Here is a 16,523-nt window from a genome sequence, read left to right on the forward strand (position 1 = left end):
GGAAGGGCGACATGAGTACGTCTGCACAACTGGACACCCGGGACACCCTGGAAATCGTCACCGGCCTTCTCGTGGGGAAATTCGAGGCCGACCCCGCCGACGTGCGGGAATCCGCCCCGATGACCGCGCTCCTCATCGACTCGCTCATGGTGGTCGAGATGGCCATCACCCTCCAGGACGAACTGGGCGTCAAGCTCGACGAGGAGGACCTGCGCGACCTCACCCTCGGCGAGTTCGTCTCCCGCGTGGACGAACGGAGGGCCCGCGCGTGACCTCGGCCCTCGCCCCCGTGGTGACGGGCATCGGGCTGGTCACCGCCGCAGGTCCCGACCGGGACAGCACCTGGGCGGCGGTCCGCGAAGGCCGCTCCACCGCGGCCCCCGACCCGCGCCTGCACGACCTCCCGGTGTCCCTGGCCTGCCGGGTCCCGGAGTTCGACCACCCCGTGCTGCACCACCGCGGCTCCTCGGCCCTCGACCCCGTCGCCCGGCTCGCCCTGGCCGCCACCGCACAGGCCCTGGAGCAGGCCGGTCTGGACCCCGCCGAGTGGGACGGCTCCCGGGTGGCGGTCGTCACCGGGCACGGAACCGGAGGCGTCCACTCCGAGGCGACGGCCGCCGAGCGGCTCGCCGAACGCGGTCCGGGGAGCGTCTCCGCGTACTTCCTCACCGGCTACCTGATCAACATGGCGGGCGCCAACATCGCCCTGCGCTTCGGCGCCACGGGCCCCGCCGTCGCCCTCTCCACGGCCTGCGCCTCCGGTACGACCGCCCTGGGCACGGCCCGCGACCTGCTGGCCACCGGGCAGTGCGACATCGCCCTGGTGTGCGGTGCGGAATCCCCGCTCACCCGGCTCATCGTCACCGGCTTCACCCAGCTCGGCGCGCTCTCCAACCACTCCTCGCGCCCCTTCGACGCGGAACGCGACGGCTTCGTGATCGCGGAGGGCGCGGGCACGCTGGTGCTGGAACGCCCGGAGCACGCCGCGGCGCGGGGCGCGCAGGTGCTCGCCCGGCTCATCGGGTACGGAGCCTCCACCGACGCGCACCACCTGGTTGCCCCGCACCCCGAGGGCCGGGGCGCGGAACGCGCGGTGCGGGCGGCGCTCGCGGACGCCTCCCTCGGCCCCGAGGACATCGGCCACATCAATGCACACGGCACGTCGACGCCGCGCAACGACGAGGTCGAGGGCGCCCTGCTGCACCGCGTCTTCCCGCACCGCCCGCCGGTGACGTCGTCCAAGGGCGCCCTCGGCCACACGATGGGAGCAGCGGGGACGATCGAGGCCGGCCTCACCATCCTGGCCCTGAACGAGGGCGTGGTCCCGCCGACGGCGGGCCTGACGGAGCTGGACAAGTCCCTGGACCTCGACGTGGTGATGGGCGCGGCACGTGCAACGGCGGCCCCGATCGCCCTGAGCACGTCGTTCGGCTTCGGCGGCCACAACGCGGTGGCGGTACTGGCACGGGGGTGAGCACCGGTCGGGGCGCGGTGGCACGACCGTATGCCCTGATCAGCACGCCACCCCCGTCGCTTAGAGTGCTGTCTGTCCCCCTTAGACACTCCGATCGAGGAGCAACCGTGACCGACCAGGCGCCCACGTCCGAGCAGCAGGAAATCGCCCGGGACCTCCACGTCGGCGCGTCCTTCGACGCGCAGCAGGAGATCGAGAAGCGGGTCGCCTTCCTCGCGGGGCAGCTGACCTCCACCGGCCTGCGCTCGCTGGTGCTGGGCATCAGCGGAGGCGTGGACTCCACGACCGCCGGACGCCTCTGCCAGCTCGCCGTCGAGCGGGTCCGCGCAGGCGGCGGCGACGCCACCTTCTACGCGATGCGCCTGCCGTACGGCACCCAGGCCGACGAGAAGGACGCCCAGCGCGCCCTGGAGTTCATCCGGGCCGACGAGGTGCTCACCGTGGACGTCAAGGGCGCGAGCGACGCCTCGCTGGAGGCCCTGATCGCCGGTGGCACGGAATTCCGCGACGCCCACCAGCAGGACTTCGTGCACGGCAACATCAAGGCCCGGCAGCGCATGATCGCCCAGTTCGCGGTGGCGGGCGCCAAGAGCGGTCTCGTCGTGGGCACCGACCACGCGGCGGAGGCGGTCTCCGGGTTCTTCACCAAGTTCGGCGACGGCGCGGCCGATGTCGTGCCGCTCACCGGCCTCACCAAGCGGCGGGTGCGCGCCGTCGGCGCGGAGCTGGGCGCGCCCGCCGAGCTGGTCGGCAAGGTGCCGACCGCCGACCTGGAGACGCTGAACCCCGGCAAGGCCGACGAGGACGCGCTCGGGGTGACGTACGACCAGATCGACGACTTCCTGGAGGGGAAGGCGATCGACCCGGCCGCGTACGACATCATCGTGCGCCGCTACCGCGCCACCGAGCACAAGCGCCAGCTGCCGATCGCGCCCTGAGGGTTCGTCACCCACGCCATTGTCAGTGGGCGGTGGCAGGCTACTCGTATGGACTTCTCGACGGGCCCTGCCACCGCCGCCGACTACCGCTGGATACGCGATCCCGGCTCCGTGTTCCGCCGCCTCCTGGAGCACGGCTACACGCTGACGCTCGTACGGGGGCCGGTGACCGCCGGAGCCCTCGCCGTGCCGGGCGAGGGCGGGGAGTGGGCGCTCGACCTGCGGTGGGACGTCGGCGCCGAGGAGTGCCCGCCTCTGCTCGACGCCCTTTGCGCCGGTTCGCGAGCCGTCTCGCACGCGCAGGGCGGCGGGGAGCTGGGGCAGCGCTTCTCCTGGTACGAGGACGGACGGCTCCGCACGGCCTTCGCCTGGCCGACGGACCGCTCCGGCACCACCCCCGACGCGCTGAACGACGTCCTCGCCGAGGTCGGCTTCGACCTCACGGACGACGACGACCTCGTGGGCGGCTTCACCGTCGGCGTCGACCCCAAGGCGGCGCTCTTCGCACTCACCGAGCGGCTGACCGGGGTGCGGATGACCGAGGAACTGCTGGCCCGGTCCGCCCACCGCACCGGCGACCTCGCGGGTGCCCCTCCGGGGATGTAGACCCACGGGTCTACCCGGCTCCCGAATCTCCACCGGGGGCGTGATGCCGCCCGTCCGTCCGTCCGCGACCGTGGCGCACATGAACGACAAGAGAACACCTGCGGAGAAACAGACACATCGTCAAAAGGGTTTCCTGGCAAGGAAATTGACCCTCACGGCCGCCGTGCTCTGCCTCGTGTCGGCCGGTGCCCTGCCGCTCGTCGCCCCCGCGTCCGCGGCCGGGTACCGCACGATGGGCGAGACCAAGGCGGAGGGCAACCACACCGCGCGGATCAGCCGCACCGAGTACGGCATCCCGCACATCAGCGCCCGCGAATTCGACGGGCTCGGCTACGGATACGGCTACGCCTTCGCGCAGGACAACGCCTGCGAACTCGCCGACCAGATCCTGACCCTGCGCGGCGAGCGCTCCCGCTTCCTCGGCCCCGACAAGGCCGCCGGCGAGCCCGAGGCCGGCAAGGGCGTCAACCTCGCGAGCGACACGTACTACCAGGGGCTGGCCCGCGCCGGAACAGTGCGCCGCCTGCTCGACCGCAAGGCCCCGCTCGGCCCGACGCCGGAGCTGCGCCGCATGGTCGAGGGGTACGCCGCCGGGTTCAACCGCTACCTCCGCGACACCGGAGTCGACGCCCTCCCGGACCCGCGCTGCAAGGGCAAGCCCTGGGTGCGGCCGATCACCGCGCTCGACGTCTGGGGCGTCGTGTACGACGTGAACCGCGTGACGGGCGAGGCGTCGTTCGCCCCCGACATCGGCGCGGCGACACCGCCGACCGGCAAGGGCACGGGCAAGAAGTCCTCGTACAAGTACGCCCAGGGCCCCGCCGCCGACTTCGGCAGCAACGGCTGGGCGCTCGGCAACCGGGCCACCCGTACCGGCAACGCCATGGTCCTCGCCAACCCGCACCTGCCCTGGGCCGAGGGCCACCTCCGCTTCTACCAGGTGCAGTTGACGATCCCCGGCACCCTCGACGTGTCCGGCGCCGGACTCTACGGCACCCCGCTCGTCACCATCGGCCACAACCGGCACGTCGCCTGGACGCACACCGCCAGCGACGCCCGGCACGGCACCTTCTACGCACTCAAGCTCACCCCGGGCGACCCCACCTCCTACGTCGTCGACGGCCGCACGGAACGGATGGAGCGCCGCACGGTCCCCGTCGCCGTACGCGGCGATGACGGCCGCGTCACCACCGTGAACCGCACGCTCTACACCTCCCGCTACGGACCCGTCCTGGCCGACGGCTGGACGGCGAAGTCCGCCTACGCGATCCGCGACGCCAACGCCGACAACCTGCGCTCCATGAACGCCTGGCTGGAGATGGGCAAGGCCCGCGACCTGGCGGAAGTCCGTGCTGCGGACCGCCGCCACCAGGGCATGCCGTGGATGTACACGCTCGCGGCGGACACCGGCGGAGGCACGTACTTCACCGACTCCTCGGCGGTCCCGAACCTGACCGCCAGGCAGCTCAAGGACTGTCTGCGGCCCGGTGGGGAGGAAGGGCCGCCCGCCCTGGACGGCTCGACCTCCGCCTGCGCCTGGCGCACCGACCCCGACGCGCTCGTCCCGGGGCTGATCGGGCCCGCCCGGCAGCCGAAGCTCTCGCGCACCGACTACGTCGCCAACTCCAACAACGGCCCCCAGTACGCCAATCCGGCGGCTCCGCTCACCGGACTGCCCGGCACGTACGACGTCGAACCGCGCATCAGCGAGCGGCCGCAGCTCGGACTGCGCATGATCACGGAGCGTCTGAAGGGCACGGACGGCCTCGGCGCCCGGCCCGGCTTCACCGGGGAGACCCTCCGGGCCGCCATGTTCGGCAACCGGGTCCTCACGGCGGAGACCGGCCGCGACGACGTCGTCGCCGTGTGCCGCGCCCACCCGGACCTCACCGCGACCGACGGCAAGCGGGTCGACGTACGGAAGGCCTGCGCCACCCTGGCGGGCTGGGACACCCGGGCCGACGCCACCAGCCGGGGCGCCGCCCTCTGGGTCGCCTTCTACGACCGCCTCGACGACGGCCCGCCGGACGACTGGTACCGCGTCCCGTACGACCCGGCCCGGCCCCTCACCACCCCGCGCGGCATCGACCGGACGTCCCCGCGCGTCCAGCGGGCGCTGGCCGACGTCGTCCAGGGCCTCACCGCCCGGGGCATCCCGGTGGACACCCCGCTCGGCACGGTCCAGAAGTGGGCGGGCGTCCCGCTCCCCGGCTGCAAGGGCAACAAGGGCTGCTTCAACGTGGTGAACGCCGCTCCCGACAGCGGTACGGGCACCCCGCCCCGGGGCGTCTTCGGCACCAGCTTCCTGATGTCCGTGGAACTGACCCCCGCCGGACCCCGCACCCTCACCCTCCTCGCCTACGGCCAGTCCTCGAACCCCACGTCCCCGCACTACACCGACCAGACCCGCCTCTTCTCCCGCAAGCAGTGGGTCGAGGAGCGCTTCACCCCGGCGGAGATCGCCGCCGATCCGGCCCTGAAGGTGACGACCCTGCACCGCTGACCCGGCACCGACCCGTCCCGTCCCGTTCCGCCTCGCCGGGCGGGACGGGACGGTGTGCGGCATCGTGGAAGGACCGCCGCCGTACGAATGCCGTCCGGAGGGAGAACGGTCATGGACGTCGGACGCGACAGGTGCGAGGGGTACGTCGCGTACTTCAACCGCAGTCAGGGGTACGGGTTCGTCGTCCCCTTCGGGCAGCAGGACCAGATCTTCGTCCGCAGGGAGGACGTCGAGTCCGACGCGCAGGTGCTGGCCGAGGGGCAGCACGTCTCCTTCACCGTCGAGCTGGGCCTCGGGCGCTGGGAGGCGCATCACGTCCGGGTCTGACCGCGGGCCGGGCCCCGGGGTCAGTGGGGCAGGCCCACGGCCCGGCCGCCGGTGCGGCGTTGCTGGATGACCACCGCTCCCACCAGGAGCGCGCCCTGGGCCACGTTCTGCCAGAAGGTGTTGATGCCCTCGACCGTCAGGCCGTTCTCCAGCGCGCCCAGCAGGGCCACCGCCAGCAGGGTTCCGCCGATGCCGCCCTTGCCGCCCTTCAGGGCGCAGCCGCCCAGGGCCGCCGCGGTGATGGCCTTGAGTTCCAGACCCTCGCTGCCGGAGGTGGGCTGGCCTGAGCCGGTGCGGGCGGTGAGGAGGATTCCGGCGACGGTGGCGACGACACCGATGAGCGCGTACACGAAGACCAGGTACTTGTTGATGTTGATGCCCGCCAGGCGGGCGGCCGTGTCGTTGCCGCCGATGGCGTAGATGTTGCGGCCGATGTCCGTGTACTTGAGGAGCAGGTGCACGGCGACGGCCACGACCACCAGGATCCAGACCATCACGGGCAGCCCGGCGATCTTCCCGCGGCCGAGGAAGACGAAGACGTCGTCGTTGAGGACGTAGCCCTGCGCGCGGCCGTCGGAGAGGAGCTGGGCGAGGCCCTTGTACGCGGCGAGACCGGCCAGCGTCGCGATGGTGGGGTTGACCCGGCCGTACACGATGACCAGGCCGTTCAGTACGCCGACGAGGACGCCGACGGCGAGGGCCGCCACCATGCCGAGCAGGGCGTTCGCCCCCGAGGCGGTGAAGGCCATCGCGCTGACCACGGAGGCGACGCCGACCTGCGAGCCCACCGAGATGTCCAGGCCGCCGCAGATGATGACGACGGTCTGGACCAGGGCGAGCAGGCCGGTGATGGTGGCCGCCTCGGCGATCACCTGGAGGTTGGGCAGGGTCAGGTAGTTGTCGTTGAGCAGCCCGAAGAGGGCCAGGACCAGGACGAGCGCGCCGACCAGGCTCAGGTTCTGGCCGCCGATCCCTGCGAGCAGGCTGCGCGGGGTGGAGCGCTCCTTGGGAGGGCGGAGGGCCGGAGTGGTGTCGTCCGTTGCCGGGGAGGGGGGTTTGATGAGAGTCATGAGGGGGCTCCGAGTGCGGCTGGGGCTGCGGGTGTCCGGTGTGCCAGGTGCGGGCAGGGGGCGGTGTCCGGGTGGGCCCGGATCGGGTGGGCCGCCCCCTTGCCCGCCCGTTCCGCCCCCGGGGGGCGGCCCCGCCGCCCAAGGGGACGAGGCGGAAGTGGGAAGGGGCGGCGGGATTCATGAAGCGGTTCCCGCACCGGGGGCGGTCGTGGTGAGGTCTTCGGTCATCGCCAGGGCGAGGATCGACTCCTCCGTCGCTTCGGCGTGGTCGAGTTCGCCCGTGATCCGGCCGCCCTGCATGACCAGCACCCGGTCGGCCAGGCCCAGCAGTTCGGGGAGTTCGGAGGAGATCACCAGCAGGGCCACGCCCTCCTCGGCCAGGTCGGCGATGATCCGGTAGATCTCCGCCTTGGCGCCCACGTCGATGCCCCGGGTGGGCTCGTCGAGGATCAGCACCTTCGGCCGGTGCGCCAGCCAGCGTGCCAGCACCACCTTCTGCTGGTTGCCGCCGGACAGCTTGCCCACCTCCTGGGCGAGCGAGGGCGTGCGCACCCGCAGCCGGTCGGTGTACCGGCGCGTCAACTCCCGTTCCGCGGAACGCCGGACGAAGCGGAAGCGGCGCAGCCGGTCCAGGACGACCAGGGACGCGTTGTCCCGTACCGACTGCTGGAGGAAGAGCGCCTGCGCCTTGCGTTCCTCGGGCGCGAGCCCCAGGCCCGCCCGGATCGCCTCGCCGGGACGGCCGCCGCGCAGCCGGACCCCGTCCAGGGTCACGGTTCCGCCGCGCACCGGCAGGTCCCCGGCGAGCGCGAGGGCGAGTTCGGAGCGGCCCGCGCCGACGAGACCCGCGAGCCCGACCACCTCACCGGCCCTGACCCGGAGCGAGACGTCCCGAACGGCGTCGGTGGTGAGGTTCTCGACCTCCAGCACCGGGCGGCCCGGCTCCTGCCGGTCCCGTACGAACAGGGTGGACAGGTCGCGGCCGACCATCATGCGCACGAGGGCACGCTCGTCCGTCTCGTCGGCCCGCTGCACCCCGGCCAGCGCACCGTCGCGCAACACCGCTATGCGGTCCGCGAGTTGGAAGATCTCCGCCATCCGGTGCGAGACGTACACCAGGGCCACGTCCTGCTCGCGCAGTCGTCGTACGAGGGCGAACAGCGCCGCCACCTCGTGCTCCGAGAGGGAGGAGGTCGGCTCGTCGAAGGCGATCAGCTCGGGCGGCCGCTCACCGGTCAACGCCCGCAGGACTTCGACCAGTTGGCGTTGGGCGGGGGTGAGCCGGGAGCCGAGGGTGTCCGGGTCGAGGACTTCGGCGAAGCCGAACCGTACGAGATCGGCTTCGATCCGGCGGCGGAGCTCCTTGCGGTCCAGGCGACGGCCCCGGGTGCGGGGGAGTGCACCGGCGTAGACGTTCTCGGCGACGGAGAGGTGCGGGAAGATCTCGGGTTCCTGCGGGATGATCCGGATGCCGGCGGCGCGGGCTGCGGCGGGTGAACCGAGCTGTACGGGTTGGCCGTTGAGGGTGACGTGCCCCTCGGTCGGCCGGTGGTCGCCGGTGAGGATCTTCAGGAGGGTGGACTTTCCGGCGCCGTTCTCGCCCATGAGGGCGGTGACCTGGCCGCGGGGGAAGTCGAGGGTGATGCCGGAGAGGGCCTGGACGGGGCCGAAGCGTTTGGTGATGCCGTGGACGCCCACGGCTGCGGTTTCCGATGCACTGGGCCCGGTGGGCGGGCTGGTCATGGGTGGAGTCACCTCAAGTGGCCGGAGAGGGAGGGGAGTTGTCAGCCGCAGGTGACGCCGGAGGTCTTCCAGTTCTTGGCGTCGACCATGGTGGTCGGGGCGAAGCCCTCCGCCGGGAACTCCTTGCCGCTCTTCAGCCGGTCGTACATCGTCTGCACGGCCAGCGCGCCGACGTCCCGCCCGTTGATGAACAGGGCCGCCTTCATCCCGGTCGGCTCGCTGCTGCCCCACTCCTTGCAGGCCAGGTACGCGCCGAGGCCGACGCCGATCACGTTCTGCGGCTTCTTGCCCGCGTTCTCCAGCGCGGTGACACCGCCCATCACGTTCTCGTCGTTGCAGCCCCACACCACCCAGTTCTTCACCTGCGGGTGGGCGGTGACGGTGCCGGCCGTCTTGTCCTGGGCGCCGGTGGGGGAGTTGTCGGTGGAGACCTGGAGCACCTCCACGCCCTTCACCTCCGACTCGAACGCCTTCTGCGCGGACTTGACGCGGTCGCCGCAGACGGTGACGTCCTGCTTCCACGCGGAGATCACCTTCGTCTCCTCCGGCCTCCAGCCCGCCTTGGCGAACTCCGCCGCCGCCCGCTTGCCGACCTCAGCGCCCATCTGCTCGCCGCTGAAGCCGATGCGCGGCACCAGGTCCTTCTTGGCACAGGCGGCCGGGTCGGGTCCGGTGGCGCAGATCTGGTCGTCGGAGGTGAGCAGGGCGACCTTGCCGTCCCGGGCGGTCTGCACGACCTGCGGGCCGACCGCCGGGTCGGGGACGACGACGATGAGGCCGCTGGTCTTCTGGGCGATCGCGGACTGGACCTCGCTGACGGTCTTGTTGGCGTCGTTCCCCAGGTTGACGACCTTGAGGTCGATGCCCAGCTCGGCGGCCTTCGCCTTGGCGCCGGCCGCCTCGCCGACGAAGTACTCCTGGTCGCCCTGTTTCTGGAGGTACGTGAGGGAGATCTTGCCGTCGGTCTTGGCGACCGGGGCGGTGCCGGTGGTGGTCTCCTTGCCGGAGGAGCAGCCGGTGCTCAGGCCGACGGCGAGCACGAGGCCGGTGGCGGCGGCGACCGCCCGCCGCCGGGAGCCGTTTTCACGTGATATTTCGGGTGTGCTGGACATGTGACGCTCCTGGAGGGAGAGGCGCGGGAGGGAAAAGGGGCAGGGCGGAGCGGCGGAAGGCCGAACGCCTTCCGCCCAAGTCGCCCCAGCTGCCTACTTGTTGACGCTGAAGCCCTGCTCGTTGCCGTACTTGACGCTCGCCTGCTGCCAGGCCGCGAGCCCCTGCGCCAGCGGCGTCGCGGTGACGTACGCCTTGCCGACGGTGTCGTTGAAGACCGAGTTCGCGTACGCCTGGTAGGGCAGGTACGACCAGCCGGTGCCCACGTTGCGCGCCGACTCGGCGAAGATCTTGTTGGCCTGCTGCCCGCCGAAGTACGGGAACTTCGTCTCCTGGAACTTCGCGGAGTCCAGGTCGGCCGTGGTCGCCGGGAAGGCGCCCTCCGCGACGCGCGCCGAGGCTCCGGCGCCGGTGGTCGCGTACTCGATGAAGGCGTAGGCCAGTTCCTTGTTCTTCGCGTCCTTCGGGACGGCCAGCGAGCTGCCGCCGTTCTCGGCGCTGTCCTTGCTGCCCTTCGTCCACTGCGGCAGTGGGGCCGCCCGCCAGTCACCGGCCGCCGAGGCCGCGCCGGTGGTGAAGTTGGCAGGCATCCAGGCGCCGATGGCGAGGGTGGCGATGCTGCCGTCGGACAGGCCCTTGTACCACTCGTCGCTCCACGAGGTGATGGGTGCGACCAGCTTCTCGTCGAGCAGCTTCTGCCAGGTGGCGGTGTACTTCTTCGTCCCGGCGTCCTGCTCGAACCCGATCTTCACGTCGGTGTTCTCGGTCTTGTACGGACGGCCGCCCGCCTGCCAGATGAGGCTGGTGGTGGCGCCCGCGTCACCGGTGTCGTTGGTGATGAACAGCTTCGGGTCGGCCTTGTGCAGGGTGCGCGCGGCCTCGACGTACTCGTCCCAGGTGGTCGGGATCGCGATCTTGTGTTTGTCGAAGACCCTCTTGTTGTAGAACAGCGCCATCGGGCCGGAGTCCATGGGCATCGCGAACACGGACTTGTCCTTGGCCACCGCCGTCCACGGGCCCTTGGTGAACGCCTTGTCGTGCTGGGAGGCGCCGTACGGTGCGAGGTCGGTGACGGTCTTGCCGATGGTGAACTGGCCGAGCGCGTAGTACTCGATCTGCGCGACGTCCGGGCCGCCGGAGCCGGCGGAGGCCGCGTTCTGGAGGGCGGTGTACTGCTTGTCGCCGGTGCCCGCGTTGACCAGCTCGATCTTGACCTTGGGGTACTTCTTCCGGAAGTCGGCCGCCGCCTTCTTCAGCGTCGGCTCCCAGGCCCACACCTTCACCGTGCCGCCCTTCTCCAGCGCGGACTTCACGTCCCCCGGGCTCGCCCCGGTCGAGGTGTCGGAGGAACCGCAGGCGGTGGCGGTCAGGGCGAGGGCGCAGACGGCGGCCGCGGCGGCGGCGATGCGCCGGGAACGGCGGGTGGTCGTCATGAGGGGAGCTCCATGAGGGAAGGGAGAGGGAAAGGGGCCGTGCACGGTCATTCCTTGACGCTTCCGGCGGACAGGCCGGACTGCCAGTACCGCTGGAGCAGCAGGAAGACCACGACGATCGGGATGATGGTGAGCAGCGAACCCGTGACGATCAGGTCGAACACCGCCTCGCCGCCCGCGGTCTGCGCCTGCGCGTTCCAGGCGTTGAGGCCGAGGGTGAGGGGGAACCACTCCGGGTCCTTGATCATGATCAGCGGCAGGAAGTAGTTGTTCCAGGTCGCCACCATGGAGAAGAGCAGCACGGTGACGGTGCCCGGCATCAGCAGCGGCAGCGCGATCCTGAAGAAGGTGCGCAGCTCGCCGGAGCCGTCGATGCGGGCCGCTTCGAGGAGTTCGTCGGGAACGGACTCGGCGGCGAACACCCACATCAGGTAGAGGCCGAAGGGCGAGATCAAGGACGGGATGATCACCGCCCACGGGGTGTTGGTCAGGCCCATCTCGCTGAACATCAGGAAGGTCGGCACCGCCAGCGCCGTCCCCGGGATCGCGACCGCGCCGAGCACCACCGCGAACACCGCACGCCGGCCCGGGAACCGGTACTTGGCGAGCGCGTACCCGCCGAGCACGGCCAGGACCGTGGCACCGCCGCCGCCCACGACCACGTACAGCAGCGTGTTCAGCAGCCAGCGGACGAACGCGCCGTCGTCGTAGGCCAGCGTGCGGGAGATGTTGTCGAAGAGGTTCATGCTGCGGCCGAACCACAGGCCGAAGCTGTCCAGCAGATCCCGCTGGTCCTTGGTCGAGTTGATCACCAGCCACACCAGCGGCAGCAGCGAGTAGACCAGGACCAGCCCGGTCACCAGGGTGAGCGGGATGCTGGGGCGCGGGTTGAGCGGGGTGCTCGGCGGGCGGCGCCGGCGAGCGGCGCGGACCGTGGTGCCGGAAGGCTTCTCCGTACGGTACGAGGGGGCTTCGGCCTCCTTTTCCGTACGGTACGAGGCGGATGCGGCCTCTTCCGGTGTGCCGCCGCGGCGGTCGGTGGGCCGGGAGGGGCCGGGGAGATCGGTGGTGCTCATGGTCAGCCCTTCCGCATTCCGCGCAGCTGCACGGTGTAGGCGACGATCGCGGTGATCACGCCCATGACGATCGCCACCGTCGCGGCGTAGTTGTGCTGCTGGCCGGAGAAGGACAGCGAGTAGGTGTAGAGGTTCGGGACGAAGTCGGTGGTGATCGCGTTCGGCGCGAGCTTCTGGAGGATGCTCGGTTCGTTGAAGAGCTGGAAGCTGCCGATGATCGAGAAGATGGTGGCGATGACCAGCGCACCCCGGATCGCGGGGAGCTTCACGGAGGTCACGATCCGCCACTCGCCCGCGCCGTCGAGGGCGGCGGCCTCGTACAGCGAACGGGGTACCACTTTGAGGGCGGAGTAGAAGATCAGCATGTTGTAGCCGACGAACTCCCAGGTCACGATGTTGCCGATGGAGGCGAGCACCAGGGAGGGGGAGAGCGGGTCGGGGAGCGTGATGCCGAAGGCGTCGTTGATGTTGCCGACCAGGCCGAAGCGGGTTCCGTAGATGAACCCCCACATCAGGCTCGCGACCACGGCGGGCACGGCGTACGGCAGGAAGACGGAGATCCGGAAGAACGCCTTCCCGTAGAGCCGCCCGCTGTCCACCGCGAGCGCCACCAGCAGCGCGATGCCGAGCATCACCGGTACCTGCACGGCCAGGAAGAGCCCGACCCGGCCCACACCCTCCCAGAACCGGGGGTCGGTCAGGGCCTGCGTGTAGTTCTCCAGGCCCACGAAGGACGTGCCGCCGATCAGCTTGTCCTTGAAGACGCTGAGGTAGAGGGCGTAGCCGATCGGGGCGAGGAAGACCAGGGCGAACACCGCGACGAACGGGCCGAGGAAGCCCCACCCTGCCAGCGACTGCCTGCGAAGGCGCCGCCGGGATCGGGGAGTTGGGGCAGGTGGTGGTGAAGCTGCCCTGACTGACGTCGGCAGGAGCGTCATGGTGGGTTCCTTGAGTCGATGGACCGACCGGTCGATGAGGGAACGGAGGAAGGGCCCACTGGCCGGAAACGGCCGGTTCGGGGGCGCGCCGACGAGTTCATGTTTACGTAATCATCGGTAGCGCGATGGTGACACTCCCATGGGTGACCGTCAAGCGTCTGAACTCGGGCCGGTGGCACGGGAGTCGGGATGTTCGGGGTCCGCTGGGCCGGTTCCGTGTTCGAGGACCCGGACGCGGCGGCGGCCGCAGGATGCGCGGCGGGCTCCGGCTTCGCGGCGGGCGGTCGGCGCAGGGGTGGGGTGTTCGACCTGATCAGGGGTGGGAAAGGAGCCGGGCGCGGTGTCGCCCGACCCCTGGAGGAATCAGCCCCGCGCGGGCGAAGCCGTGCTTCCGCGCACCACCAGCGCGGGCTCCACGGCCATCCGGCGCGGCCCGTCCGACCTGCCCTCGATCTGGTCGAGCAGCAGCCGTACGCAATGCCTGCCGACGAGGTCGAAGTCCTGGCGCACCGTCGTCAGCGGCGGCTGGAAGAAGGCGGCTTCCGACATGTCGTCGAACCCGGTCACGCTGACGTCCTGCGGCACCCGGCGGCCCGCCTCGTGCAGCGCCCGCATCAGGCCGAGCGCCATCTGGTCGTTGGCGGTGAACACCGCCGTCACCTCGGGCCGGGCGGCCAGCTCCTGGCCCACCCGGTAGCCGGACTCCGCGCTCCAGTCCCCGTGCAGCACCTCGGGCAGCGGGGCTCCGGCCGCCTCCAGCGTCGTACGCCAGGACTCCGTACGGCGGCGGGCGGCGAAGGAGTCGCGGGGGCCGGCCAGGTGCCAGACCGTGCGGTGGCCGAGGCCCAGCAGGTGGGTGACCGCGCTGTGCGCGCCCAGCGCCTGGTCGAAGTCCACGTTGGCGTACGCGTGTCCGGCGTCGCCGTCCGCGACGACCACCGGCATCGACGGCGGCAGGTGCAGCGAGGTGGTGTCCAGCATCTGGGACTCGATCAGCACGATGCCGTCCACGGACTGGAGCATCAGATGCTGGAAGGCCTCCTGCACCGCCGCCTCGGTCTGCGCCCGTACGCCCATGAAGTTGATGGAGAAACCGGCCTCCCGGGCGGCGTCGGCGACGGCGCCCAGGGTGCGGGCGTTGCCGTGCGCGCCGACGTCGAAGCTGATCACGCCGATCGCGCCGAAGCGGCCGGTGACCAGGGCGCGGGCCGCCGTGTTGGGCCGGTAGCCTAGGGTCTTCATCGCGGCCAGGACCTTCTCCCGGGTGGCCGCGTCGACGTTCGTACGGTTGTTGGAGACGCGGGAGACGGTCTGCGAGGAGACCCCCGCGAGCGCCGCGACGTCCGCCATCGAGGGCCACTGCCTGGCCGGCCGCGAACGGGGTGTCCTGGCCTTCTTCTCCGTCATGCGCGCGTCCCTTGCACCTGAAGTCCGTGCTGCTGAGGGGAACACGGCATTTCAGCAGCTCCTGCCGCATGCGCATGTTGACGCAACCACCAGCGACGGTCAAACCCGTGGGGGTTCGTGTGAGTTCTTGTCGGGAGCCTTGACAGGTCCCCCAGGGGTCTCCCAATCTCTCCAGGGCACAGGTGTTTACGCAAACATCATTCGGCGGAATCCGCGCTGTCACCGTCCTGGTGTGCCCCCCACGAGAGGTGCTTGATGCACAGGTACTCGATGCGACGAATATTTCCGGCCAATGCGCTCTGCGCGGCTCTGCTGGCCGCGCTGCTCCTGACGCTCCTGGGCGCCACGGGCACCGCACAGGCGGCCCCGGTCACCCTCACCAACGCCACCCAGTTCAAGGACCCGCAGGGCAACCCCGTGCACGCGCACGGCGGCGGGGTCGTCCGGGCCGACGGCTACTACTACTGGTTCGGCGAGAACCGGAACGCGGACAACAGCTTCCGCTACGTCTCCGCCTACCGCTCCAAGGACCTCAAGAACTGGGAGTTCCGCAAGCACGTCCTCAGCCAGGCGACCGACCCCGAGCTGGCGACCGCCAACATCGAGCGTCCCAAGGTCATGTTCAACAAGGCCACGGGGAAGTTCGTGATGTGGATGCACAAGGAGGGCAGCGCCACGGACTACAGCGAGGCGCGCGCCGCGGTCGCCGTCTCCGACACCGTGGACGGGGACTACGCGTGGAAGGGGAGCTTCCGGCCGCTCGGGCACATGTCGCGGGACATCACGACGTTCGTCGACGGTGACGGGGCCGGCTACATGATCTCCGCGGCGAACGAGAATCGTGATCTGCACGTGTACCGGCTGACTGCTGACTACACCGGCATCGAGTCCCAGGTGCAGAAGCTGTGGGCCGGGCAGTCGCGGGAGGCGCCCGCCATGTTCGTGCGCGACGGCGTGTACTTCCTGCTGACGTCCGGGGCCACGGGCTGGTCGCCGAACCAGCAGAAGTACGCGACTGCCGGCAGTGTCACCGGGGAGTGGAGCGGGCTCACGGACATCGGCGACGACACGACGTACGGGTCGCAGACGGCGTACGTGCTGCCGGTGCAGGGGAGTGGCGGGACCACGTTTCTGTACATGGGCGACCGGTGGGGGAACTCCATGGGCGGGACGGTCAACGACTCGCAGTACGTGTGGGCGCCGCTGTCCTTCCCGACGAGGACGACGATGAGGATGGAGTTCTTCCCGCAGCTGACGGTCGACGCGGCGGCGGGGCGGGTGACCGGGATCGGGAGTTGGGAGACGCTCACTGCTCTGCACAGCGGCAAGTGTGCGGACGTGGCGGACCGGGCGGTGTGGGACGACGCGCCGGTGGTGCAGTGGGGGTGCGGGTGGCGGAGCTTCAACCAGGAGTTCTGGTTGAAGGGGGTCGGTGGTGGTGAGGTGCAGATCGTTGCGCGGAACAGTGGGAAGTGCCTTGCGCCGAGGGGTGGTTCGGCGGTGGACGGTGCTGTTGTCGTGCAGGTGGGGTGTGACGGGGGTGCGGGGCAGCGGTGGGTTGTGTCGCGGGACGGGGATGGGGTTCGGGTCAAGAACGGCGGTAAGTGTCTGGACGTGTTGAACCAGTCCCGGGGGGACGGGGCGCCGTTGGTGTTGTGGGAGTGCAATTCCGGGGCGAATCAGGTGTGGAAGAGGGGTGTGGTGGGGGGTTGATCCGTGCGGGGCGGGTGGGGGTGCTGTTCGTGCCGGGGGCGCTGCCCCCCCGGGCCCCCGGATTTCGCCCCGGTCCCGCCCCTTTCCCTAAAGCGCTTGCCGCGCGGCTTGGTTTTGGGTTGCTCGCGCCCACGCGGCGGAGCCGCAAATCGACAGAGCCCCGCGCCCCTGCGGGGCACGCCTTC

At 70.8% G+C, this 16,523-nt stretch carries 14 protein-coding genes; 7 read left to right on the forward strand and 7 right to left on the reverse strand.

Translation table 11 applies throughout. The features are described 5' to 3' along the window. Positions 1 to 11 precede the first annotated feature (11 nt). The 6 genes from IE269_RS26150 (at position 12) to IE269_RS26175 (ending at position 5,848) form a co-directional block, all read left to right on the forward strand. On the forward strand, positions 12 to 272 hold the full coding sequence (locus IE269_RS26150; RefSeq protein ID WP_189825589.1) for an acyl carrier protein: 261 nt from the start codon (positions 12 to 14) through the stop codon (positions 270 to 272). Further along, positions 269 to 1,474, forward strand: a complete 1,206-nt coding sequence (locus tag IE269_RS26155; protein WP_229898229.1) for a beta-ketoacyl-[acyl-carrier-protein] synthase family protein — start codon at positions 269 to 271, stop codon at positions 1,472 to 1,474. The genes IE269_RS26150 and IE269_RS26155 overlap by 4 nt, the downstream gene beginning before the upstream one ends. Positions 1,475 to 1,581: 107 nt before the next feature. Then, a complete protein-coding gene (gene nadE / locus IE269_RS26160; RefSeq protein ID WP_189825590.1) occupies positions 1,582 to 2,412 on the forward strand; it encodes an ammonia-dependent NAD(+) synthetase in 831 nt (276 codons plus the stop codon). 48 nt (positions 2,413 to 2,460) lie between these two features. After that, complete coding sequence (locus IE269_RS26165; protein ID WP_189825591.1) at positions 2,461 to 3,018, forward strand: DUF6461 domain-containing protein; 558 nt, start codon at positions 2,461 to 2,463, stop codon at positions 3,016 to 3,018. 145 nt (positions 3,019 to 3,163) lie between these two features. After that, positions 3,164 to 5,521 carry a penicillin acylase family protein gene (locus tag IE269_RS26170; protein ID WP_229898230.1) on the forward strand — a complete coding sequence of 786 codons (2,358 nt, stop codon included), beginning with the start codon at positions 3,164 to 3,166 and terminating at the stop codon, positions 5,519 to 5,521. A gap of 111 nt (positions 5,522 to 5,632) precedes the next feature. Next, positions 5,633 to 5,848 carry a cold shock domain-containing protein gene (locus IE269_RS26175; protein WP_189825593.1) on the forward strand — a complete coding sequence of 72 codons (216 nt, stop codon included), beginning with the start codon at positions 5,633 to 5,635 and terminating at the stop codon, positions 5,846 to 5,848. A 20-nt stretch (positions 5,849 to 5,868) separates the two neighbouring features. Here the strand turns inward: IE269_RS26175 and IE269_RS26180 are convergent, their stop codons facing one another. The 7 genes from IE269_RS26180 to IE269_RS26210 form a co-directional block, all read right to left on the reverse strand. Next, a complete protein-coding gene (locus IE269_RS26180) occupies positions 5,869 to 6,918 on the reverse strand; it encodes an ABC transporter permease (protein ID WP_189825594.1) in 1,050 nt (349 codons plus the stop codon). A 177-nt stretch (positions 6,919 to 7,095) separates the two neighbouring features. Next, positions 7,096 to 8,661 carry a sugar ABC transporter ATP-binding protein gene (locus tag IE269_RS26185; RefSeq protein ID WP_189825595.1) on the reverse strand — a complete coding sequence of 522 codons (1,566 nt, stop codon included), beginning with the start codon at positions 8,659 to 8,661 and terminating at the stop codon, positions 7,096 to 7,098. Between the two features lie 41 nt (positions 8,662 to 8,702). After that, positions 8,703 to 9,773 (reverse strand): substrate-binding domain-containing protein, encoded by a 1,071-nt coding sequence (locus IE269_RS26190; RefSeq protein WP_189825596.1) that lies wholly within the window; start codon positions 9,771 to 9,773, stop codon positions 8,703 to 8,705. A 93-nt stretch (positions 9,774 to 9,866) separates the two neighbouring features. Beyond that, the gene (locus tag IE269_RS26195; RefSeq protein ID WP_189825597.1) at positions 9,867 to 11,204 is read right to left on the reverse strand and encodes an ABC transporter substrate-binding protein; all 1,338 of its coding nucleotides are present in this window, start codon (positions 11,202 to 11,204) and stop codon (positions 9,867 to 9,869) included. A gap of 47 nt (positions 11,205 to 11,251) precedes the next feature. Beyond that, positions 11,252 to 12,280: a carbohydrate ABC transporter permease gene (locus tag IE269_RS26200; protein WP_189825598.1), complete on the reverse strand. Its 1,029-nt coding sequence runs from the start codon at positions 12,278 to 12,280 to the stop codon at positions 11,252 to 11,254. Positions 12,281 to 12,282: 2 nt separating this feature from the next. After that, a complete protein-coding gene (locus tag IE269_RS26205; RefSeq protein ID WP_189825599.1) occupies positions 12,283 to 13,218 on the reverse strand; it encodes a carbohydrate ABC transporter permease in 936 nt (311 codons plus the stop codon). A 363-nt stretch (positions 13,219 to 13,581) separates the two neighbouring features. Then, positions 13,582 to 14,568, reverse strand: coding sequence for a LacI family DNA-binding transcriptional regulator (locus IE269_RS26210; RefSeq protein WP_189825710.1), 987 nt, complete (start codon positions 14,566 to 14,568; stop codon positions 13,582 to 13,584). A gap of 327 nt (positions 14,569 to 14,895) precedes the next feature. Here IE269_RS26210 and IE269_RS26215 point away from each other — a divergent pair, with 327 nt between their 5' ends. Beyond that, positions 14,896 to 16,338 carry an RICIN domain-containing protein gene (locus tag IE269_RS26215; protein WP_189825600.1) on the forward strand — a complete coding sequence of 481 codons (1,443 nt, stop codon included), beginning with the start codon at positions 14,896 to 14,898 and terminating at the stop codon, positions 16,336 to 16,338. Positions 16,339 to 16,523: the final 185 nt, after the last annotated feature.

The organism is Streptomyces spiroverticillatus, from assembly GCA_014650415.1.
GTDB lineage: Bacteria > Actinomycetota > Actinomycetes > Streptomycetales > Streptomycetaceae > Streptomyces > Streptomyces spiroverticillatus.